Consider the following 20,721-nt stretch of genomic DNA (forward strand, 5'->3'; position numbering starts at 1 on the left):
TCCGCCCGCGAAACTCCTGTGGCCGGGCTGTCACAACGGGACGCTACGCTGCCTCCGACACCCGTGATCACCGCCCACAGCGGCTCGGTGCGCCCACACCCGTGCGGCGGCGGCCCGTTACTCCTTCCTCCTCGCCATGCCGGCCGTGCTCGCCTCGGGCACCTTCGAGGTCAAGGACGCCACCACGAGCGGCGACGTGTCGTGGGGGCCGACCATTTTCGCGACGGTCATCGCATTCGCGGTCGGTTACGCCGTCATCGCGTGGTTCATGAAGTTCATCTCGCACAAGAGCTTCATGCCGTTCGTCTGGTACCGGATCGCGCTCGGTATCGTCATCATCGCGCTGGTGGCGACGGGCGGACTGAGCCCGCACGCGGCGGAGTCGGCGGGCTGACGGCTCGCCTCTAGGGTGCTTCGACCGCCCCTGGCAGGGCGGGCGCCCAGGGCTCCGGCTCGGCCACCGGCCCGTCCCGTGATGGCGGCGCTGGATCTCCTGGGCCGGCGCTGGACGCTACGCGTCATCTGGGAACTTCACGGCAACGGCGCCCCAATCGGCTTCCGCGAGCTCCAGCGCCGCTGCGACGACATGTCCTCCAGCGTCCTGTCCACACGCCTCACGGAACTCCGCGAGGCGTGCATCGCCGTGTCTACGGCGTCGACGGCGTCCACGGCCCAGTCGGCCTGGCATCTCACCCCGCTCGGCGACGACCTGGTCACCGCGCTGGGCCCCCTGCTGGACTGGTCCCGCACCTGGGCCGAGCGGCAGTGAGCGGGCCTCGGTCGGCCGCGCGAAAGTCCGGCCACAGCGCACCTCCGACCTGCCCATACTCCACTCCATGGCCATGACCCAGCAGTTCGCACGCGTCCGCCCGCAGTACCTGGCACGGTGTCCCGAGTCGGCCCTCGACTCGCCCGGTGGCGCTCCCCGTTGGGACCCGCCGAGGCGCTCAACTCCAGGACCTTTGTGTCGTCGCAGGGATCGACTGAGCCCGATCGCGTCGCTCCGCGTCGGCCGTGACGAACCACATACGGCATGAGTAGCCACCTGGTAGCGCAGTGTCAGTCCATGCCCCTAGGCTTGTCGCATGTCCCCCGATTTCATGCCCTCTGGTTCCGTGCGGTCCGCTGCCGCGTTAAACGAGCAGATCCGTGCCCTGTGGACGCGCGCAGGCGGTTCCCTGTCCGCTCAGGAGCGGGCGGAGTACGAACTGCTGGTCGTGAAGTGGGCAGAAGCGATACGCGGAGAGATCATCGAGGCGGCGTGAGGTCCGGCATGAGATCCGGCATGAGGTCCGAGGCGTGATCGACAGCCCCTGTCGCGGCGGATCGAGTCGCCCCGCCCCGCACCCCGGCGGCCTCATCGGGCGAGAAGCGACGTCTTGAGGACTGCCTGACGCTCTTCACTCCGCAGGACGTCGTGCTGATCGGCGGTGCACTGCCCACGGCAGGAACCGGAGCGGCGGGAGCGCACGCGCGGCGACCGTCCGCCGGGTCTGGCGGCCCAGCAGTTGGCGCCGGCCCACTCCCACGGCGCGTACGGCATCGAGTGCTACATCAGCCGCGCCGCGCGACTGCGCACGCCGTATCAAGGAATTCACCCCGCGCACGCCCACACCGACCGTCTTCCAAAGACTGCTCGCCAGTGCGCAGGCGGTCGCTGAAGGGCATCCTGTCCAGCCCTCACGCCCAGCGTTCCCTTCGGGACTCACCGCCCCCCGGACACCCGCAGTACCGCCCCCGTCGTGTACGACGCGTCGGGTGACATCAACCATGCGATGGCGGCGGCGACTTCCTCGGCCTGTCCGACGCGGCGCAGCGGAATGGAAGAGGCGGCACGTTCGGCGCGGCCCGGGTCCCCCATGGTGGCGTGCATCTCGGTGTCGATCATGCCGGGCGCGACCGCGTTGACGCGGATGCCGTCCGGGCCGAGCTCCTTGGCGAGACCGATCGTCAGCGCGTCGACGGCGGCCTTGGTGGCCGCGTAGTGGACGAACTGCCCCGGGCTGCCGAGCGTGGCCGCCCCCGAGGACACGTTGACGATGACACCGCTTCCCCAAGCCGCCATGGACCGGGCGGCCCGGCGCGAACACAGCAGTGTGCCCAGAAGGTTGACGTCCACCACTCGCCGCAGATCGGCAGTGCCGGTGTCCGCGAGTCTGCCGAGCGGGCCGGTCACACCCGCGTTGTTCACCAACCCGGTGACAGGGCCCAGCCGGTCCGCCGCCGTGTCGAAGAGCCGCTCGACGTCGTCCTCGTCGGAGGTGTCCACCCGCACCGTGATACAGCGCGCCCCGGTCGCGCGGACGGCGTTCGCGGTCCGCTCCGCGGCCGCGGCGTCCCTCACGTACCCCACGACCACGTCGTGTCCGTCCGTCGCGAGCCGCGCGCAGGTCGCAGCACCGATCCCCCGGCTGCCGCCCGTGACGACGGTGACAGTGCGTGTCATATGCGCCTCCCAGCGGCGAACCGGCAACCCCGTGGCCACATCAAACTCGTATGCGCATTCGATCACGCCGAGGGTCGGAGATGCGCCAACACCCGGTCCCCCAAAGGAAAGACCGGCTCGTCCGGCAGCAGCCCCGCGGCCCGGTCCAGCTCTCCCCGGCGTACGAGCCCATGGATCTCGCTGACCAGCGAAGTCACGTCCTCCACCCGACGATCCGCTCGTCCTTTGTTGGGACTACGGCCAGCATTGTGGTCGGGTCAACGCACTGTGTCGCTGAGGATGGCAAACGGGCCGCGGCTCTCGTCGCCGTTCGGCCGGCGCCAGTCGGCAGCGACATGTCCTCGGGCCTCCCCGGCCGTATGGGTGCGGGGAACCTGCTCGTCGGACCGCAGGACACGGATCACGTCGATGGTCAGAGCTGCCGCCAACTGACTGTGTGGACCGGCTTCTTCCTTGGTTTCCACCACGATGGCGGTGCCATGCTGTCCGTCGTCGACGGCCATCGACGCGACCACGGTTGAAAAGCCGACTCCATTGAAGCGGCTCGTGACGGAGGGGTCGGGGGTGTCGCTGGCGCTCTGAGCCTGCGGCGCTGCGCGGCCCTGGAGGAGACCGAGCAGTTGAGCGACGAGGACCGGGTCATGGGTCCCGTCGTACACCCACCGCCTTCCCAGTACCCCGTGCTCGGACGTGCCGATGAGCGCCTGATCGGCTCCGTCGAGCGGCGCCCCTCGGTAGCTGAGCGGCACGTGGTAGGAGCGCGGTCGCTCGCCGGACGTGTCCGTGACCACCATGAACTCGATTCCCACCTCCCCTTGCGGATCATCGAGCCGGAAACCACCAGCCTTGGTCAGGTGCGGCTCACTGGCCGTGCCGATGTACCACGGCTGCCTGGGAAGCCAGGCTGCGAGAAGCTCCAGCTTGCCGGGCGTCATTGTGGTCTTGTGGATGACAGCCATGCTTCATGAACGTCACCCGTCGGCATGGAGTTCCCACTCAAGCGCAGCAAGAACCGGCCATCGGGGTCCGCGAGGGCGTGGTGACCTGAGTGTTGCCGAGGGTGGCTGCCGCCTGATCAGTGAGCAGCGAGTGCTTTGTCTATTCGCTGCAAGGTGCCCTTGTGCGTGACCCATCTGCGCAGGGTCTCCAGCTCAGTTCGTGCTGAACGGTCCCCGATCCGCGCCAAGGCGACGATGCCCGCCTCGGCCACCTGAGGCGAGCGGGGAGTGTCTCCGGACCGATGGTCCAGGGAGGTCTCGACGAGGCCGACGAGGGCATGGACGGTGTCTGGCCGAGGCGGAAGGAAGGAGAGCATCCAGGCGAGTCCACGCAGAACGTGGGAGTTGTAGGGGTCGAAGCGCGTGTTCACATCGAACGGGAGGTGCGGATGGCCGAGGAGCGGGATTGTTCGATCCAGAGCAGCCAGCTCGAACCACCTCAGCACGGCTCGCCGTACCGCCTCCGGGCCAACGGTGTCCAGCAGGGCCGATCCGGTCTGCTTCCACTTCACCGACGGTGCGCCGACAGTCGCAGGAGCGGCATGGGCCAGTAGCCGCTGCCACGGCTCTCCTCCAGCGGTCGCCTCCTTGAGCGCCTGGTCGGCCCACGGTTCCCCGGGATTGAGCACCGGCCCAGGGAACGTGGCCAGCAGATTCCGCATCCCGGGTTCAGTGCCGTTCGCGGCCGCATGAGTGCGCCGGAAACCTGGCAGGGTCGCCGCAGCGTTTGTGCGCCGGAAGGCGGCGAGGATCGCCGGATCGGGGGTACGCCCGGCTGCGAGTTCCGCATCGGCCAGTTCCCAGACCCGGTGGGTCGACCAGATGAGGTACTGGTCGCCCAACCGGGAAAGTTGTTCATGGCGTTCGGCGGCAAGCAGGTCCCCATCGAGGCCGCGGACAACTCCGGAAGCGACCATGAGCAGTTCGGTGCGGAGGTAATCCAGATCCCGCCGGAATTCCTCGGCCGTCCAGACGTCTTCCACGTGGGCGTGCCAACGGGCCCATATGCCCGCGAGCTCCAGCCGGTCCTTGTCGGGCAGCGCCCGCAACAGCTCCATGTTCTCCAACCCCACGCCCGTCATGGCGCCGTTGTTACAGGCGGCCCGCATGACGGCGCGGGACAACTCTTGTAGGTCACCGCGCTCGGCGAGGGCCTGGTACCGGGCGGCCTGTTCTGCCAGCAACTGGGTGTTCCACATCCATCTGCTCATGACCGGCAGAGTAGAAGGAGCCGCTGACATCGAACGTGTCCCTGCCCCTTCCGAACGTGCCCCTGCCCATCCCCTACGTGCGGCACCCGTCCGTCGCTGTATGCCCTGTCACGGTGAGGGTGTCAGGTTTCTTGCGTGATCCGCCCGGACAAAGCTCATCGATCACTCCGCGATCGTAGATGCGCCAGCACTTCCTCGCCGAGAGGACAGGGCCGCTCCTCGGGCAGCAGCGCGGCGGCCCGGTCGAGCTCACCTTCCCGCACGAGCCCATGGATCTCGGCAGCGAGCGAGGTCACATCCTCCACTCCCACGATCCACTCGTCCGCGTACCGCCGCACGGCCTCGCCCGCGAGGCCGAGCTGCAACGAACGGTACGGCAGCGGATTGAGCCGCAGATCGCGCTCCGGGTCCCACTGCACCCGGGTCGGCGCGGTCACGTCCACGGACGTGGTGTACCAGCCGAGGGTGTGACACATCCGGGAGATCTGTCACACCTGCGGACTCCTCTGCCGTGGCGAGCAGCCGTACACCACATCCAGGGACGTGGCCGTCGGCGCCTGCCTCAACTGCCGCTTCCACGTCGCCTGGTCGGCGTGCACCCCGCGGACGTAGTGCGACAGACACGCGTTGCGCAGCGCCCAGACGAATCCCTCGCGACTGATCTCGACGGCCAGAACGGTCTCCTGGCCCTCCTTCGTGCCCCAGCCGCAGCGATACATCATCCACAAGAAGCTCGGCTTGATCCATGTCATCCGGTCGCGCTTCCACGCGGAAGGGAATCGTCCATCGCGAGCCGCGGGGAGGCCGATCTCGGGCCGGTAGGCCTGGTAGACGGTGACCGTGGTGGGCGTATGGCGGGCTCGGACGCGGAACTGCGGCTCTGCCGCGAGGGGTTGATCATTCACGGGAACAGGGTCCGCCGGAGCGACCTGCCGTGGCCACCGAATATTGGTGCACGCCCCTTGGCTGCGCACCCCTCGTGGCCAACACTGAGCCGATGACGCAGCGCGTGGAGCTCGCGACCGTGATGGACCGGTTCGCGGTGGACGGACTCGTCACCGAGTACGCGGTGGCGGTCGACGACGGCGACTGGGAGGCGTACCGGAGGCTGTTCGCACCGGACGGACGCGCCGACTACCGCTCGGCCGGTGGCATCGAGGGGGACGCCGACGAGGTCGCGGGATGGCTCGCGCGGAGCATGGAGATCTTCCCCATGCGTCAGCATCTGATCGTGAACCGGCGTGTGCGGTTCGGAGTCCTTGAACAGGACACGGGCGACACGGCCCGGGTCCAGGCCGACTACATCAATCCGATGCGGTTCGCGGGCCACGACGGCGGATCGACCGCGCCCGATTTCGTGTGCGGCGGCCGGTACGCCTTCCGGCTGGTGCGTACGGACCTGGGGTGGCGCCTGTGCGAGGTCGTCGTCCAGGAAAAATGGCGCCGCACCCCGCAGCCGCCCCAGGAACCCGCCGCGACCTGACCGCATGCCCCTCACCGAACATCCCTGCCCGGACGCCCCTGACCAGATGCCTCGGACCAGACACCTCGGACCAGATGCCCCCTGTCGGAGATCGTCTCCGACGCGCACACTGGAGACATTCCCCGGGGAGGGAGGCGCTGCATGAAGAGGCCCGACCGTTGGCCCGAGCGTTGGCTCGTCTCCCCCTGGCGGCGTGCCGTCGTCGCCGCGCTGGCCGGCGCGCTGCCCATGCTCGCCTTCCCCGCCCCCTCGTGGTGGTGGTTCGCGTACGTCGCCCTCGTGCCCTGGATCCTGCTGGCCCGCTCGGCCCCGACGGCGAAGCAGGCGGCGTACGACGGCTGGCTCGGCGGGCTGGGCTTCATGCTGGCCGTGCACCACTGGCTGCTGCCGAGCCTTCATGTGTTCACGGTCGTGATCGCGGCGCTGCTCGGCGCACTGTGGGCGCCCTGGGGCTGGCTCGTACGACGGTTCCTCGCCGGAGTGCCGTCGGCGAGGCAGGTCGGGGCCGCGCTCCTCGTGCTGCCGTCGGGGTGGCTGATGGTCGAACTCGTCCGGTCCTGGCAGGGCCTGGGCGGGCCATGGGGGCTGCTCGGGTCGAGCCAGTGGCAGGTGGAGCCCGCGCTGCGGCTCGCGTCGGTCGGCGGGGTGTGGCTGCTGAGTTTCCTGGTGGTCGCCGTCAACGTGGCGGTCGCCTTGCTGGTCGCGGTGCGTGAGTCCCGTATGCCCGCCGTCGCCGGACTGGTCGCGACGGCCGCCGCGACCTCGGCGGCCTGGGCGTGGTCGCCGCGCCCGGACGTGGACGGCCGGGTCCGGATCGCGGTCGTCCAGCCCGGGGTCATCGGCGGCGCTGCCGGCGCCGAGAAGCGCTTCGCGCGCGAGGAGACGCTCACCCGGACCCTCGCGGGGCAGAATCTCGACCTGGTCGTCTGGGGTGAGAGCAGCGTCGGCTTCGACCTGGCCCACCGGCCCGACCTGGCGAACCGGATCGCGGCGCTGTCCCGTCTGACCGGCGCCGACCTCCTGGTGAACGTCGACGCGCGCCGCTCCGACCGGCCGGGGATATTCAAGAGTTCGGTCCTGGTCGGACCGCGGGGCCCGACCGGCGACCGCTACGACAAGATGCGGCTCGTACCCTTCGGCGAGTACATACCCGCGCGTTCCCTCCTCGGCTGGGCGACCTCGGTGGGCAAGGCGGCGGGCGAGGACCGCAGGAAGGGCACCGAGCAGGTGGTGATGAACGTCGGACACGGGCTGCGGGTCGGCCCGATGGTCTGCTTCGAGACGGCGTTTCCCGACATGAGCCGGCATCTCGCCCAGGACGGCGCCGAGGTGCTCCTCGCGCAGTCCTCGACCTCGACCTTCCAGCACAGCTGGGCGCCCGAGCAGCACGCCTCGCTCGCCGCGCTGCGGGCCGCCGAGACCGGCCGCCCGATGGTGCACGCGACACTGACCGGCGTCTCCGCCGCCTACGGCCCGAGCGGCGAGCGGCTCGGCTCCTGGCTCGGTACAGGCGCGAGCGGGGCGGTGGTCTACGACGTACCGCTGGCGCGCGGCGTCACCCCGTACGTCCGGTTCGGTGACTGGCCGGTGCACGGGGCGCTGCTGGTGCTGGCGGCGCTGTGCGCGACGGAGGGCTTCCGGGCGCTCAGGCTGCGGCGGACCGCTCCTCGACCGCTCGTACCACCCGCTCGCACAGCTCATGAGTCGCCAGCGCGTCACGGGCGCTGAGCACCTTGCTCGCGCGTACGGCGTCGAGGAAGGCGAGCACGCCCTGCTCGATGCCGCGCTGCCGGGCCACCGGCACCCAGTCCCCGCGCCGCCGCACGGACGGCTGCCCCTTGTGGTCGATCACCTCGGCGAGGTTGACCACCTGACGCTTGGTGTCCTGCCCCGAGACCTCGAGGATCTCCTCCGCCGAACCGCTCAGCCGGTTCATCACGCCGAGCGCCGTGAAGCCGTCCCCGGCCAGCTGCAGCACGACATGGTGCACCAGGCCGCCCTCGACGCGGGCCCGTACGGTCACGTCGTCGATCGGCCCGGGTACCAGGAACCGCAGGGTGTCGACGACGTGGATGAAGTCGTCGAGGATCATCGTGCGCGGCTCCTCGGGCAGCCCTATGCGGTTCTTCTGCATCAGGATCAGCTCGCGGGGGTGGTCGGCGCACTGCGCGTATCCGGGCGCGTAACGCCGGTTGAAGCCGACGGCGAGGCTGACGTTCCGCTCCTCCGCGAGTCGCACCAGACGCTCGGAGTCGGCGAGTTCGTACGCGAGCGGCTTGTCGACGAACGTCGGTACGCCCGCCTCCAGGAGCCGCGTGACGATCTCGGGGTGTGCGACGGTGGCCGCGTGTACGAACGCCGCGTCGAGGTCCCGCGCGAGCAGCTCCGACAGGTCGGCGTGCCGCTGTTCCCGCGGAAGGCGGAGGCTGTCGCCGACCCGGGCGAGCGTGGCGGGGGTCCGCGTCTGCAGATGCAGCTCGACCCCCGGCTGGGCGCCGAGCACCGGCAGGTACGCCTTCTGCGCGATGTCGCCGAGTCCGATGCAGCCGACCTTCACCAGGGTCTCCTTCAGTCGCCGACGCGGGCCTCGCCGGAAGCATACGGCCGCTGCGGTGGCCGCCAGTCGGCAATGCCGTCGAAGCTCCGCAGGAAGAGTGCGGGCGCGGCCTTGGACAGCACGGTGAGCACAGGGTCGCGTACGGCCTTCCGGGCGATCTCCGTCGTACGCGGCCTGCGGTCCGCCGTGTACGCGGCGAGGTCGGGCCGGTCGGGGGCTGCGCGGCCGGCGAGCACGATCGCGTCCTCGATGGCCTGGTCGCCGCCGAGCGCGGTATGCGCGGGCTCACCCACCGGGCGGTCGACGAGGTGGCCGGGCTCCCCCAGGGCTCGGCCTCGAACCAGGCGCGCACCCGGCGGGCCCTGCGGAAAGCCGCCGTAGGCCTGCTCGCGGAGCGCGAGGCGCAGGTGCTGACGGCGGACGAGATGCCGGATCCGCGGGGCGGGGCCGACGCGCTCGTCGAGGGGCTGACACCGGCCCTGCACCGCTGTCCGACCCGCCACCGAGAGCTGCTGATCGCCCGCTACGAACTGGCCTTGGAGGCCACCCGCCGCCCCGAGTTGCGCGCCGTGTTCGACGCGGCGGAGCAGCGTTTCCGGGAGCCGCTGACCGCGATGGTCACGGCCGCGGGTTCGCGCGAGCCCGCCCGGCACGCGCTGTCACCGGCCGCGTGGTGCGACGGGATGATGTTCTCGTGCGTGGCGGGGTCGCACCACGCGGACGTACCCGGCGTCGGCGAACTGCGGGACGGTTTCCGGGAGTTGCCGGCAGGAATGCTGCGCGGCCGACTCCGTCCGCGGGCCCGAAAACGACGTGGTGAGCGGCCGCCCGGTCGGCGAAAATGCGGGCATGACGAAGCAGCGCACCAAACCCGCCACCAACGCCGCCGAACGGCCGATGCTGGAGGGCTGGCTCGACCACCACCGCGAGACCCTCGAGATGAAGTGCCAAGGCCTCGACGATGCCCAGCTCAGGACCGCCTCGGTCGAGCCCTCCGAGCTGTCGCTGCTCGGTCTGGTGCGGCACATGGCGGAAGTGGAGCGCGGCTGGTTCCGCAAGGTGCTGGTCGGCGACGACCAGGGGCCGATCTACTGCAGCGACGAGGACCGGGACGGGGAGTTCCATCTCACCGAGGCGGACACCTGGGACGAGGCGTACGCCACCTGGCAGGGCGAGATCGAGATCGCCCGGCGCAACACGGCACGCTTCGCGCTGGACGACGCCTGCGAGGGCAGGAGCAAGTTCACCGATAACCCCATCAGCCTGCGCTGGATCTACACCCACATGATCGAGGAGTACGCGCGTCACAACGGTCACGCGGATCTGATCCGGGAGCGGATCGACGGCGCCACGGGCGAGTGAGGCACTCCACTCGGCGCCGGTTCATCTTGCGGACACCGGCGCCCTCCGGAGAAGCGGAAGGATCACCCGTGCGGGGCAACCTGCGCTTGTCCGCTCCCCTCAGCGGGCCGGACGCAGCAGAGTTGCGCGGGTGCATCGAACGACGACGACCGCAACGCTCCTGGTCACCGTGGCCGTCACCGCCCTGTCCGGCTGTGTGACCGTCCAGCGACCGCCCTCCCCCGCCCTGCCGCCCGCACCGTCCCGGCCGTCACCGCCGCGTCCGGACGGCACGGCCGGGCCACAGGTCGTGCAGGCGCCGGCGCGCGAGGCGCTGGAGCTCGTCGGGCCGCCCCGGAAGCCGTCGCCGAGCCCACCGAGCGCGTCGGCGCCACACCGCGCGCCCGCCGTCCCCCAGGCGCCTCCTCCATACCACCCGCACAGCCCTCTGCACCCGCACCCGCACCCGCAGCCGCAGCCCCACCGGCCCGCACCTCGCGCCGTCGTCCCGCCACCCGTCGCACCGGAGCTCCCAAGGACCTCGGACGTGTGCGCGCTCGGCAGGAAGTACGGCGGCTGGAAGCCGGACAGCCCGGAGGCAGTCATCTGCAGGAGGACGTACGCCCCTTGAGGGATCCCGCGCCCGTCACAAGGCTCACCCCGCCCGCCTCACACGAGGCACCCCTCCGTCCGCATCGGGCATGCCGCCGTGAGGGCGCACCAGCGACGCCACCGTGCGGCCAGTTCACGTGCGGCCAGTTCCCTCACCGGGCCGGGGCCCACGCGCAGGTCGGCCGTCGGGAAAGCGTCCCGGTAACCGAGCCGCGGGGCGATCCGATGGGAGGTGTCGGCCTCGATCCCGGGCACAGCGGCCAGCGCTCATCAGCCGGCCGATCACCCGGCCCCCGGAACGGTGGGCGTGGTCCGCGCCGCCGGGGCCCACCTCCAGCGCGCCCGCGTCGCCGTCGAGGCGGATCGTGCGGCGATAGACGCCGTCTCTCGCACTGACTACTCCACGCGCGGCACCGCCCGGTCCGCCAGGAGGGCCTGCACGCCGTCCCTGTCGTGCGGCGGGCCGATATCGGGACGGAGTGCGACGACCTGAAACACCCTGCTGCCGTCCTGCCCCTGACCCGTGAAGTCGGCAGGGTGAAGCTAGGGCCGCTGTCTCGGCGGCCCCAGGGCCTCCCCTCCGGGCCGGCCGAAGGGGCCGGGGCCCTCGACGGTACCGGGGCCCTCCCCCGGCCCCCCGTCCGAAGGCCCGTCCCCGTCGAGTCTCAGCTCCAGACGGCCGATCGCCGCCCGCACACCGTCCCCGTAGCCGTCGTCACCGAGGGCGCCGATCACGCCGCGGGCCCGGCGCAGATGGGTTCGCGCGGCATCGGAGCGGCCGAGCTTCACATAGTCGGCCGCCAGGTTCAGATGCAGCGACGGATAGAACGCGCGGACCGCGAGCGACTGGTGGCGCTCGGCGCCCCTGCCGTCGGTGCCGTCGGTGCCGTTGGTGCCGTCGGTGCCGTCGGTGAGTTCCTCGGCCGCCGACAAGGCCCGCAGGTCCCAGGCCAGTTCGTCCGCGGGATCGTCCTGCGTGTCCGCCAGATAGTGCGCCAGTGTGCAACGGTGCAGCGGGGCGCCGTCCTCGCCGATCTCCGCCCACAGGGCGAGGAAGCGCCCCCGGGCCTCCTCGCGGTCGCCGCCGTGGTGCAGCATGACGACCTGTCCGATCCGGGTCATCATGGCATCCGGCGCCGCCTGCTCCTGTTGCTCCGCCACCGCGTCCTCCAGGGTCTCCAACGGTGCGGCGATTGGCTTAGCGAAGCCGCGGAAAACTGATTCCGGCTCGGGCGTAACCATATGGACTGCCTCTCGTTCTACCTGACATACACGCCGCGTGCTTGAAATGCGCGCGGTCCCCGCCACCGGCATCGTGCTTCACCTGCGGTGACCGGTTCAGCGTCCGGCGGGGCAGCGATCCCAGGGTGTGCCCGACCCGAAAGAGCCGGGCACAGTCCAGACGCCGGCACCGCGTCACCGCCAGTGACGCCGCACACGGGCTCTACCCAAGGATCGGCCCGGACTCGTCCGCGCTCGTTACCGCTTCCACCCCTCGGGGCCACGCGATAACCCAGGATCCTTAAGAGTTCCAGAGACGCTCACCAGTTGGATGAGCGAAACGTAGCGATCTGATGGCGGAGTGTCACGCACGCGCTCGGCGCCCAGTCGACGTCGGGCACCCTCCTCGGTGAGGTCGTGAGACCTGACCGACCAGCGTCCGGAGGGGCGTGCCATGCGGACTGAAGGCTCCGGCCGTTCAGCACCAGGGTACAAAGTCGATTGACTCACACCCCTGAGCAACGCTCAGGATCACCAAGTCAATCAGAGACGCTGTCACTGTCCCTTCCGACGCTAAACGGACGCACTGACAATTGCGCTCAGGCACGCCGTACGCCGCTGGGCCACGCAGGTGACGGCCGGCCCCCCGGCCCGGCCGTCACCTGCGCCCCGGATCAGCCCAGATCCGGAATCCGCCAGTCGATCGGCTCGTGGCCCTGCCGTGCGACCGCCTCGTTGATCTGCGTGAACGGGCGGGAGCCGAAGAACTTCTTGGCGGAGAGCGGCGAGGGGTGCGCGCCCTTCACCACGACGTGCCGCTCCTCGTCGATGAGCGGGAGCTTCTTCTGCGCGTAGTTCCCCCACAGGACGAAGACCGCCGGGTCGGGCCGGTCGGCCACGGCCCGGATCACCGCGTCCGTGAACTTCTCCCAGCCCTTGCCCTTGTGCGAGTTGGCCTCACCGGAGCGCACGGTCAACACCGCGTTGAGCAGCAGGACGCCCTGCTCGGCCCACGGCATCAGATAGCCGTTGTCCGGGATCGGGGTGCCCAGCTCCTCCTTCATCTCCTTGTAGATGTTCCGCAACGAGGGCGGGGTCTTCACCCCGGGGCGGACCGAGAAGCACAGGCCGTGTCCCTGGCCCTCGCCGTGGTAGGGGTCCTGGCCGAGGATGAGCACCTTCACCCGCTCGTACGGCGTCGCCTCCAGCGCGGCGAAGACCTCCTCGCGCGGAGGGTAGACGGGACCCTTGGCGCGCTCCTCCTCGACGAACTCGGCGAGCTCCTTGAAGTAGGGCTGCTGCAGTTCGTCACCCAGGACGCCGCGCCAGGACTCGGGCAGCATGGCGGTGTCGGTCACGTCAAGTTCCTCCGATGTGCGGTCACTTCCAGGCCTCAGAACCTACAGGCGACCACTGACAATCGGCCCCGCGCCCCGTACCACCAATGGAGCCACCAAAGGAGCCACCACCGGAGCCTCTGGTGACCTACCGGGGATCTACCACGGATCTACCAGCTGGTCTTGCGGTGCAGTTCCCACATCATCATGATCGTCGACGGGTCCAGGGCCTGCTCCCCGCCCGAGATCTCCTCGCTCGCGGCCACGAACTGCTTGCCCTGCCACAGTGGCAGCAGCCGGGCGTCGTCGACGAGGATCTGCTGGGCCGCCTCGAACTCCTTGACCACGGCTCCGCGGTCGCTCTCGCGGCGCGAGGCGGGCAGCAGGGAGTCGGTGATCCGCGGCACCGGATAGGGCGTACCGAGCGCGTTCTGCTCGCCCACGAAGGGCGCGATGAAGTTCTCGGCGTCCGGGAAGTCGGGGAACCAGCCGCGCCCGAACACCGGGTACTCGCCCTTGCGGTAGCCCTCTTCGTACGTCTTCCAGGGGCGCCCGTTGACCGACACGCGGAACAGACCGGAGTCGTCGAGCTGCCTCTTGATCTCCTGGAACTCCGGGGCGGTCTCGGAGCCGTAGCGGTCCGTGGTGTACCAGAGGGTGAGCGGGACGCGCTCGGTGATGCCCGCCTCCAGGAGAATCTTCCGGGCCTTGGACGAACTGGGGTCCCCGTAGTCGTCGAAAAAGCCCGTGGTGTGACCGGTCAGACCCGCGGGAACCATGGAGTACAGCGGGTCGACGGTGTCCTGGTAGACCTTGTGTGCGATCGCCGCGCGGTCGACGACCTGGGCGACCGCCTTGCGGACCGCGAGCTTCTTGGCCCACGGGTCCTTCGGGTTGAACACCAGGTAGCTGATCTCGGTGCCCGCGCCCTCCACGAGTTGGAGGCCCTCCTGCCCTGCGTGGCTGCGGAGCGAGACGATGTCCTTGGAGGCGAGGCCGCGGAAAGTGACGTCGATCTTCTTGTCCCTGAGGGCGTCGACCATCTGCCCGGAGTCCTGGAAGTAGCGGATGGTGACCGCGTCGTTCTTGCGCTGGGCGAAGCCCTTGTAGTTGTCGTTCCTGACCAGTTCGGCCTGCTTGCCGTCCTCGTAGGAGCGCAGGCTGTACGGCCCGGACCCGAAGACCTTGCCGTCCTTGCGCGGCGAGTGGGCGGGGTAGTCGTCGGGGTCGACGATCGACATGGCCGGGGTGGCGAGAACGAACGGGAAGGTGGCGTCCGGCTTGTTGAGGTGGAAGACGACCTCGCGCTTGCCCACCACCTGGACCCGGTCGAGGCTGCCCAGCAGCCCCACGGGGCCGCTCGGCAGGTTGATCTTCTTGATCCGGTCGATCGAGTACTTGACGGCCTGCGCGTCGAGCGTGTCCCCGTCGGAGAACTTCATGCCGGCACGCAGCTTGCAGCGGTACGCGCGGTTCGAGACGTCCGTGAACGCGCACCTCTCAGCCGCGTCGGGCTCGGGCGTCGTCGCCCCGGAGGGGTAGCTCAGCAGCGTCTGGTAGATGTTGCGGAACAGCTCCCAGGAGCCGTCCCAGGAGGCAGCCGGATCCAGCGTGCTCGGAGCACTGGTGGTGCCCACGACGATCGGCCCCTTGTCGTCGGACGATCCCGTGGAGAGGACGCCGCACCCGGCCACCAGGGTGATGGACGTGACCGCCGCCAGCTGTCGCAGACATGGGTTCCGGTTGAACACGCGCACGCTCCTCGATCTGCCGTACCAAGGGTCGGCAGACCATACCGCAGCGCCCCGCCGGTGAACCCGTGTTCCTGGCAGGGCACTTGATCAGCGCGTTTGTGACTACGTTGTCATTCGGCTATGTGTCGTTCACACGTCGACGCGGGCGCCGTTTCTGTCCATCGGCGCCCGCGTCGAAGCTCATATCGTCCGGTGTTCCGGGGTTCCGGTCAGCCCACTCCGGCGTTCAGGAAGATCCCGCCGTCGACGACGAGCGTCTGGCCGGTGATCCAGTCCGACTGCGCCGAGGTGAGGAAAGCGGCGGCGCCCCCGATGTCGGAGGGCACGCCGAGCCGGCCGAGCGGGTAGGCCGCGGCCGCCTCCTCCTCGCGGCCCTCGTACAGGGCCTGCGCGAACTTGGTCTTGACGACGGCGGGCGCGATCGCGTTGACCCGTACCTTGGGCGCGAACTCGTGCGCCAGCTGCACGGTCAGGTTGATCATGGCGGCCTTGCTGATGCCGTACGCGCCGATGAACGGAGAGGGCGCGATGCCCGCGACGGACGCGATGTTGACGATCGCGCCGCCGTTCTCGCTCTGCCAGGCCTTCCAGGTCAGCTGGGCGAAGCCGAGCGCCGAGATGACGTTGGTCTCGAAGACCTTGCGCGCCACACCCAGGTCCAGGTCGGCCATCGGGCCGAACACCGGGTTGGTACCGGCGTTGTTGACCAGGTAGTCGACGCGTCCGAAGGCCTCCATGGTGCGCTCGACGGCGGCCGCCTGGTGGGCCTCGTCGTGCGCCTTGCCCGCGACGCCGATGACGCGGTCGGCACCCAGTGTCTCGACGGCCTCCTTGAGGGCGTCCTCGTTGCGGCCCGTGATGCACACGCGGTCGCCGCGGGCCACGAGGGCTTCCGCGACGCCGTAGCCGATGCCGCGGCTCGCGCCCGTGATGAGCGCGACCTTGCCGGAGAGTTCGGGAAGTGTGGTCATGTTCGTGTCTCCCGGCTTCAGTTGAGCGGTCCGCCGGCCACGTACAGCACCTGGCCGGAGACAAATCCGGCGGCCTCGCCGGTGAAGAAGGCGATCGCGTTGGCGATGTCGTCGGGGTTGCCGACGCGCTGCACGGGGATCTGGGTGGCGGCCGCGGCCTGGAAGTCCTCGAAGCCCATGCCGACGCGCTCGGCGGTGGCCGCCGTCATGTCGGTGGCGATGAAGCCGGGCGCGACGGCGTTGGCGGTGACGCCGAACTTGCCGAGCTCGATGGCGAGGGTCTTGGTGAGGCCCTGCAGACCGGCCTTGGCGGCGGAGTAGTTGGCCTGGCCGCGGTTGCCGAGCGCCGAGGACGACGACAGGTTGACGATCCGGCCGAACTTCGCGTCCACCATGTACTTCTGGCAGGCCTTCGCCATCAGGAAGGCGCCACGCAGATGCACGTTCATGACCGTGTCCCAGTCGGACGCGGCCATCTTGAACAGCAGGTTGTCGCGGAGCACGCCCGCGTTGTTCACCAGGATGGTCGGCGCACCGAGCTCCTCGGCGATCCGCGCGATCGCGGCCTCGACCTGGGCCTCGTCGGAGACGTCGCAGCCGACCGCGAGGGCCTTGCCACCGGCGGCGGTGATCTTCTCGACGGTGTCCTTGCACGCGGCCTCGTCGAGGTCGATGACCGCGACGGCGCGGCCCTCGGTGGCCAGTCGTACGGCGGTCGCGGCGCCGATGCCGCGCGCGGCACCGGTGACGACGGCGACGCGCTGCTCAGTGGTGGACATTGCTGGTTCTCCTCGCCCTTGAAAAGCCCTGCGGCTTGTAATGCCCTGCTGATCGAAATGACCTGCGGCTCACACGGTACGCCCCTCCGGTGAGCGACCGCTTAGTACCTTCAGCAGACGTGACGCTAGAAGGCCTGGCACCCGGTGTCAACGGCACACCGCGCGCGTGTGATCCATTACCTGACCAGCAGGTCGACCAGACGCTCGACTTCCGCCTCCGGATCGGCGGTGAGCCCGGTGTGCACCGGCCCCGGCTGCACCACCGTCGAGCGGGGCGCGATCAGCCAGCGAAAGCGCCGCCCGGCATCGTCATGGGCGGCCTGACCTGCTGCTTTTCCTCCCGCGCAGACCCCCTCGGCCGCCCGTAGCGCGGCCCGTACACCGGCCACGTCGGCCCCCGGGTCCAGGGCCAGCAGCTTGGTCTCGTCCAGATGCGTACGCACCCCGACGAAGGACTTGGCGCGGCAGTACACCAGTACGCCCGCGTTGAAGCACTCGCCGCGCTCGACCCGCGGCACCACGCGCAGCAGCGCGTACTCGAAGACGTCCCGCTCGCTCACTTGCCCCCCTCGATGCCCTTGATGCGCTCCTCGATCACGGTGGCGCGTGCCAGGAGCGGCTGCGCGTAGGCACGCCGGAGGGCGTCCGGCGAGTCGAAGCCGGGTTCGTCGGCCAGCCACGCGTCGGGAATCTCGGCGGTCACCTCGGCCAGCAGGTCCTCGGTCACCAAGGGCGCCAGCTCGGCCGCCGCGGAGGCGATGTCGGGGCCGAAGGGCGCGAGCGCGTGGTCGGAGGCGTCGTACGGCTTGGCGGCGGAGGCCTCCGCTCCGGGCCAGTGGTGGTGCCAGATCATGGTGGCGCCGTGGTCGATGAGCCACAGGTCGCCGTGCCACATCAGCAGATTGGGGTTGCGCCAGGAGCGGTCGACGTTGTTGACCAGCGCGTCGAACCAGACGATCCGCCCGGCCTCCCCGGGACTCACTTCGAAGGCGAGGGAGTCGAAGCCGATCGCACCGGAGAGGAAGTCCATCCCGAGGTTCGGTCCGCCACTCGACTTGAGCAGCCCCTGCACTTCCTGGTCCGGTTCGCCGAGCCCCAGCACCGGGTCGAGGTCGACCGTCACCAGACCGGGCACGCGCAGGCCGAGCCGGCGGGCGAGTTCACCGCAGACGACCTCCGCGACGAGCGTCTTGCGCCCCTGCCCCGCGCCGGTGAACTTCATGACGTACGTCCCGAGATCGTCGGCCTCGACGAGCCCCGGTAGCGAGCCGCCCTCACGCAGCGGCGTGATGTAGCGGGTCACGGCGACCTCAGTCAACATTTTCCCAGGCCACCCGAGTCTTTAGCCTTACAATCCACGATCAACTCCAGACACGCACACTCCAGGGAGTCTGCCGCGATCAGCCCTGGGGAGAATCTGGGGAGTGTCGACTGACATGCCGAGCTCCCTGCCTCCCGAGCATCCCGTCAATGACGGTGCGCCCCTTGCTCCCGGCCTCCGGCATGAAGTGAGCATAGTAACCGAGGGTGACCGCTGGTGAGGAGTGCCCGAGCCGCCACGCCAAGGCCACCACGGACTCCCCCGCCTCCAGCATGATCGAGGCATAGGTGTGCCACAGCACCATGGGTGTGCCACAGCACATGGAACCCGTCCTTCGGCGCCGCCTCCCACTGCCACTTCTTCGCTCGCTTGGCCGGTCCGGCGACGATGCCCGGGTCTGGCCAGGCACAGCACGCACGCTGTCATTCGGCGGTGGCCAGGGCGCCACCATCGCCCCTGGACGTGAAATCGTGAGCGATGCAGAGGCCCTGAGCACCTCCCCACTGGAGAAGCTGACCGTCACCCTGTACTTCGCCGACCACACCGGTCCGGCCACCTTCCACCGATTCACCACCGCCACCACGTACCGCGCCCCCGGACGCCATCTGACCGACTCCGGCAGCGACGCCTTCAGGACCTTCACGAACGCTTGATACTTCCTGACCGGTGTGGAGGTCTTCGGTGCCGTCTCCCCGCGACGCGGCACCGTCGTCGCCTTCGGTGACTCGCTCATGGACGGGACCGGGGCCACGCCCGGCGCCGACAACCGCTTCACGGACAAACTCGCCGAACGCCTCGTCGCCACCTGTCGCCCGCTGGACGTCGTCAACGCCGGCATCGGCGGGAACCGAATCCTCAACGACTCACCCTGCCTCATGGATGAGCGTCGCCGTATTCCAGGCGGCTGGGGGATCGGGGGCACGCCTACACCGACGAGGAAACCGTGCGGAGCATGAGGAAGCTCCTCGGCAAGGAGTAATCACCCGACCGATCGGGACGGACCCCGCTCGGCTGGAGACACTCATTCGGCGGTGCGCTGGTCATAGGCGGCGCGTGCCGCGTGGACCTGGGCGGCACGGGTGTGGGTCCAAGTGCAGAGGACGCGGGTTTCTTCGGCGATTTCGCTGCCGAGGTCGGTGAGCCCGTAGAGGACCAGAGGCGGCGCGGCATGGGGGTCCACCGTCCTGGCGACGAGTCCATCGCGTTCCAGGGTCCGCAGGGTCTGCGAGAACATCTTGCGGCTGATCCCGCCGATGGAGCGCTGCAGCTCGGAGAACCGCTGGACACCGCGCTCGCGCAGGCTCAGCAGCATCAGCAAGGCCCACTTGTCGGCCAGATCCACGAAGACGTCGCGGCTGGGGCAGGCCGCGTCGAGGATGTCCATCGGCCGCTCCGGGTCGAGGGTGATCGGTGACTGCTCCTGCTGTGACATACCCCTCAGAATACACCAGCACCCCCATGGAGGGTTGACCTCTTTTAGAGGTCAGATCTAGATTGGAGACAAGACCTATTCAAGGAGTAACCCATGACCGAGACCATCAAGCGCCCCCTGGTCGCCATCGCCTTCCACTCCGGCTATGGGCACACGGCCGTTCTGGCGGAAGCAGTCAAGCGCGGTGCCGAAAAGGCCGGAGCCGAGGTCGCCTACATCCCCGTGGACGCCATCACCGACGAGAACTGGCAGCGGCTCGACGACGCCGACGCCATCATCTTCGGCTCCCCCACCTACATGGGCGGCGCCTCCTCCGCCTTCCACGCCTTCGCCGAAGCCACCAGCGGCCGCTACCTCACAAGCGTCTGGGCCGACAAGATCGCCGCCGGCTTCACCAACTCCGCCTCCAAGAGCGGCGACAAGCTCTACACCCTCAACTTCATGAGCGCTCTCGCCGCCCAGCACCACATGATCTGGGTCGGCCTCGGCCTGCCCCCCGGCTGGAACGCCCTCACCGCCTCCGAAGACGACCTCAACCGCCTCGGCTTCTGGATCGGCGCCGCCGCCTCGACCCCCCAGGACGGCGGCATCGACACCGTCCACCCCGCCGACATCGCCACCGCCGAACACCTCGGGGCTCGAGTCACCCAGCAGGCCGACATCCACATCGCAGGCAGGCACTCCCTCTCCCACCGATAACACCCAGGACAGCGCCCCCACATCCCGCATCCACCATCACGCGAGGACATCCACGGACCACGAGGCACCGCGCACTCCCAGCATCAGACACCGGCCCCGCCCCATTCCATCCCCCCGTGAGGACTGACCACATGACGGCCTTCGACCTGAAGCAGCATTACGACGCCCCCGCCGCCAAGGTGTGGGATCTCATCGGCGACTTCTACGCCGTGGAAAAGTGGATGCCCGGCCTCGCCGGCGTCCTGAGGAACGACGACCAGCAGACCCGCACCATCACGATGCCCGACGGCGGGCAGCTCGTCGAAAAGCTCATGGAAGAGGGACCGCTCTTCCACCACTATCGCTTCGACGACCCCGGGCCGGTCCCGGTCCGGGGCTTCACCGCCCGAATCGCGGTGACCGCGGTCGGTACGGACGAGTCCGAGATCCACTGGGCCGCCCAGTTCGAGCCTGCGCCGGGAGTCACGGAAGAAGATGCCACGGCAGGCCTGGCGGGCTTCTACCAGGCGTGCCTTGACAAAATCGCGGCGGAACTCGGCGCGTAGGCGGCACCTGCCCC

General features: G+C 69.5%; 24 protein-coding genes and 4 pseudogenes. 12 read left to right on the forward strand and 16 right to left on the reverse strand.

What is annotated here, in order from left to right; translation table 11 throughout:
• Positions 1-94: 94 nt before the first annotated feature.
• The 4 genes and pseudogenes from OG747_RS05955 to OG747_RS05970 form a co-directional block, all read left to right on the forward strand.
• Positions 95-394 (forward strand): annotated as a pseudogene (locus OG747_RS05955) (undecaprenyl-diphosphate phosphatase); the annotation flags it as partial.
• An 81-nt stretch (positions 395-475) separates the two neighbouring features.
• The gene (locus OG747_RS05960; RefSeq protein ID WP_405878240.1) at positions 476-769 is read left to right on the forward strand and encodes a winged helix-turn-helix transcriptional regulator; all 294 of its coding nucleotides are present in this window, start codon (positions 476-478) and stop codon (positions 767-769) included.
• 316 nt (positions 770-1,085) lie between these two features.
• Positions 1,086-1,265 carry a hypothetical protein gene (locus tag OG747_RS05965; RefSeq protein WP_405878241.1) on the forward strand — a complete coding sequence of 60 codons (180 nt, stop codon included), beginning with the start codon at positions 1,086-1,088 and terminating at the stop codon, positions 1,263-1,265.
• A 165-nt stretch (positions 1,266-1,430) separates the two neighbouring features.
• Positions 1,431-1,661 (forward strand): hypothetical protein, encoded by a 231-nt coding sequence (locus OG747_RS05970; protein ID WP_405878242.1) that lies wholly within the window; start codon positions 1,431-1,433, stop codon positions 1,659-1,661.
• A gap of 44 nt (positions 1,662-1,705) precedes the next feature.
• Here the strand turns inward: OG747_RS05970 and OG747_RS05975 are convergent, their stop codons facing one another.
• The 5 genes and pseudogenes from OG747_RS05975 to OG747_RS05995 form a co-directional block, all read right to left on the reverse strand.
• Positions 1,706-2,446 carry an SDR family NAD(P)-dependent oxidoreductase gene (locus OG747_RS05975; RefSeq protein WP_405878243.1) on the reverse strand — a complete coding sequence of 247 codons (741 nt, stop codon included), beginning with the start codon at positions 2,444-2,446 and terminating at the stop codon, positions 1,706-1,708.
• 62 nt (positions 2,447-2,508) lie between these two features.
• Entirely contained in the window at positions 2,509-2,652 is a 144-nt protein-coding gene (locus OG747_RS05980; RefSeq protein ID WP_405878244.1) for a hypothetical protein, read from the reverse strand.
• 51 nt (positions 2,653-2,703) lie between these two features.
• Positions 2,704-3,405, reverse strand: a complete 702-nt coding sequence (locus OG747_RS05985) for a maltokinase N-terminal cap-like domain-containing protein (RefSeq protein ID WP_405878245.1) — start codon at positions 3,403-3,405, stop codon at positions 2,704-2,706.
• Positions 3,406-3,521: 116 nt separating this feature from the next.
• Positions 3,522-4,655, reverse strand: coding sequence for a hypothetical protein (locus tag OG747_RS05990; protein WP_405878246.1), 1,134 nt, complete (start codon positions 4,653-4,655; stop codon positions 3,522-3,524).
• Between the two features lie 155 nt (positions 4,656-4,810).
• Positions 4,811-5,560 (reverse strand): annotated as a pseudogene (locus OG747_RS05995) (DUF4291 domain-containing protein).
• A gap of 92 nt (positions 5,561-5,652) precedes the next feature.
• Between OG747_RS05995 and OG747_RS06000 the strand changes: the two are divergent.
• Together OG747_RS06000 and lnt are read left to right on the forward strand one after the other, a co-directional pair.
• Positions 5,653-6,138: a nuclear transport factor 2 family protein gene (locus OG747_RS06000; RefSeq protein ID WP_405878247.1), complete on the forward strand. Its 486-nt coding sequence runs from the start codon at positions 5,653-5,655 to the stop codon at positions 6,136-6,138.
• A 141-nt stretch (positions 6,139-6,279) separates the two neighbouring features.
• Complete coding sequence (gene lnt, locus OG747_RS06005; RefSeq protein WP_405878248.1) at positions 6,280-7,866, forward strand: apolipoprotein N-acyltransferase; 1,587 nt, start codon at positions 6,280-6,282, stop codon at positions 7,864-7,866.
• On the opposite strand, the gene OG747_RS06010 is transcribed toward lnt, so the two are convergent.
• Entirely contained in the window at positions 7,784-8,695 is a 912-nt protein-coding gene (locus OG747_RS06010) for a Gfo/Idh/MocA family protein (protein WP_405878249.1), read from the reverse strand. The two genes, lnt and OG747_RS06010, sit on opposite strands and share 83 nt — an antisense overlap.
• 254 nt (positions 8,696-8,949) lie before the next feature.
• Between OG747_RS06010 and OG747_RS06015 the strand changes: the two are divergent.
• Both OG747_RS06015 and OG747_RS06020 read left to right on the forward strand, forming a co-directional pair.
• A pseudogene (locus tag OG747_RS06015) lies at positions 8,950-9,474 on the forward strand (TetR/AcrR family transcriptional regulator); the annotation flags it as partial.
• A 70-nt stretch (positions 9,475-9,544) separates the two neighbouring features.
• Positions 9,545-10,057, forward strand: coding sequence for a DinB family protein (locus tag OG747_RS06020; RefSeq protein WP_405878250.1), 513 nt, complete (start codon positions 9,545-9,547; stop codon positions 10,055-10,057).
• A gap of 648 nt (positions 10,058-10,705) precedes the next feature.
• Here the strand turns inward: OG747_RS06020 and OG747_RS06025 are convergent.
• The 9 genes and pseudogenes from OG747_RS06025 to OG747_RS06065 all read right to left on the reverse strand — a co-directional run.
• Positions 10,706-10,903 carry a hypothetical protein gene (locus tag OG747_RS06025; protein ID WP_405878251.1) on the reverse strand — a complete coding sequence of 66 codons (198 nt, stop codon included), beginning with the start codon at positions 10,901-10,903 and terminating at the stop codon, positions 10,706-10,708.
• Positions 10,904-11,191: 288 nt separating this feature from the next.
• Complete coding sequence (locus tag OG747_RS06030) at positions 11,192-11,809, reverse strand: hypothetical protein (protein WP_405885456.1); 618 nt, start codon at positions 11,807-11,809, stop codon at positions 11,192-11,194.
• A gap of 734 nt (positions 11,810-12,543) precedes the next feature.
• The gene (locus OG747_RS06035) at positions 12,544-13,227 is read right to left on the reverse strand and encodes a uracil-DNA glycosylase (protein ID WP_405878252.1); all 684 of its coding nucleotides are present in this window, start codon (positions 13,225-13,227) and stop codon (positions 12,544-12,546) included.
• Between the two features lie 149 nt (positions 13,228-13,376).
• Positions 13,377-14,957: an ABC transporter substrate-binding protein gene (locus tag OG747_RS06040; RefSeq protein ID WP_405878253.1), complete on the reverse strand. Its 1,581-nt coding sequence runs from the start codon at positions 14,955-14,957 to the stop codon at positions 13,377-13,379.
• Between the two features lie 212 nt (positions 14,958-15,169).
• Complete coding sequence (locus tag OG747_RS06045; RefSeq protein WP_405878254.1) at positions 15,170-15,931, reverse strand: SDR family oxidoreductase; 762 nt, start codon at positions 15,929-15,931, stop codon at positions 15,170-15,172.
• A gap of 17 nt (positions 15,932-15,948) precedes the next feature.
• Positions 15,949-16,710 carry a 3-oxoacyl-ACP reductase FabG gene (gene fabG, locus OG747_RS06050; RefSeq protein ID WP_405878255.1) on the reverse strand — a complete coding sequence of 254 codons (762 nt, stop codon included), beginning with the start codon at positions 16,708-16,710 and terminating at the stop codon, positions 15,949-15,951.
• 176 nt (positions 16,711-16,886) lie between these two features.
• Complete coding sequence (locus OG747_RS06055) at positions 16,887-17,270, reverse strand: DUF3037 domain-containing protein (protein WP_405878256.1); 384 nt, start codon at positions 17,268-17,270, stop codon at positions 16,887-16,889.
• Positions 17,267-18,031 carry a HipA family kinase gene (locus tag OG747_RS06060; protein ID WP_405878257.1) on the reverse strand — a complete coding sequence of 255 codons (765 nt, stop codon included), beginning with the start codon at positions 18,029-18,031 and terminating at the stop codon, positions 17,267-17,269. Before OG747_RS06060 ends, OG747_RS06055 begins: the two co-directional genes overlap by 4 nt.
• Positions 18,032-18,110: 79 nt before the next feature.
• Positions 18,111-18,423: pseudogene (locus OG747_RS06065) on the reverse strand (site-specific integrase); the annotation flags it as partial.
• A gap of 78 nt (positions 18,424-18,501) precedes the next feature.
• On the opposite strand from OG747_RS06065, the gene OG747_RS06070 reads away from it, so the two are divergent.
• Positions 18,502-18,684, forward strand: coding sequence for a hypothetical protein (locus tag OG747_RS06070; protein WP_405878258.1), 183 nt, complete (start codon positions 18,502-18,504; stop codon positions 18,682-18,684).
• Between the two features lie 15 nt (positions 18,685-18,699).
• On the forward strand, positions 18,700-18,987 hold the full coding sequence (locus OG747_RS06075; RefSeq protein WP_405878259.1) for an SGNH/GDSL hydrolase family protein: 288 nt from the start codon (positions 18,700-18,702) through the stop codon (positions 18,985-18,987).
• Positions 18,988-19,052: 65 nt separating this feature from the next.
• Here OG747_RS06075 and OG747_RS06080 read toward each other — a convergent pair whose 3' ends face one another.
• Positions 19,053-19,463, reverse strand: a complete 411-nt coding sequence (locus OG747_RS06080; protein WP_405878260.1) for a winged helix-turn-helix transcriptional regulator — start codon at positions 19,461-19,463, stop codon at positions 19,053-19,055.
• Between the two features lie 93 nt (positions 19,464-19,556).
• On the opposite strand from OG747_RS06080, the gene OG747_RS06085 reads away from it, so the two are divergent.
• On the forward strand, positions 19,557-20,162 hold the full coding sequence (locus OG747_RS06085; RefSeq protein WP_405878261.1) for a flavodoxin family protein: 606 nt from the start codon (positions 19,557-19,559) through the stop codon (positions 20,160-20,162).
• Between the two features lie 131 nt (positions 20,163-20,293).
• Entirely contained in the window at positions 20,294-20,707 is a 414-nt protein-coding gene (locus tag OG747_RS06090) for an SRPBCC family protein (RefSeq protein ID WP_405878262.1), read from the forward strand.
• The last annotated feature ends 14 nt before the right edge of the window (positions 20,708-20,721 follow it).

The organism is Streptomyces sp. NBC_01384, assembly GCF_045040035.1.
Lineage (GTDB): Bacteria > Actinomycetota > Actinomycetes > Streptomycetales > Streptomycetaceae > Streptomyces.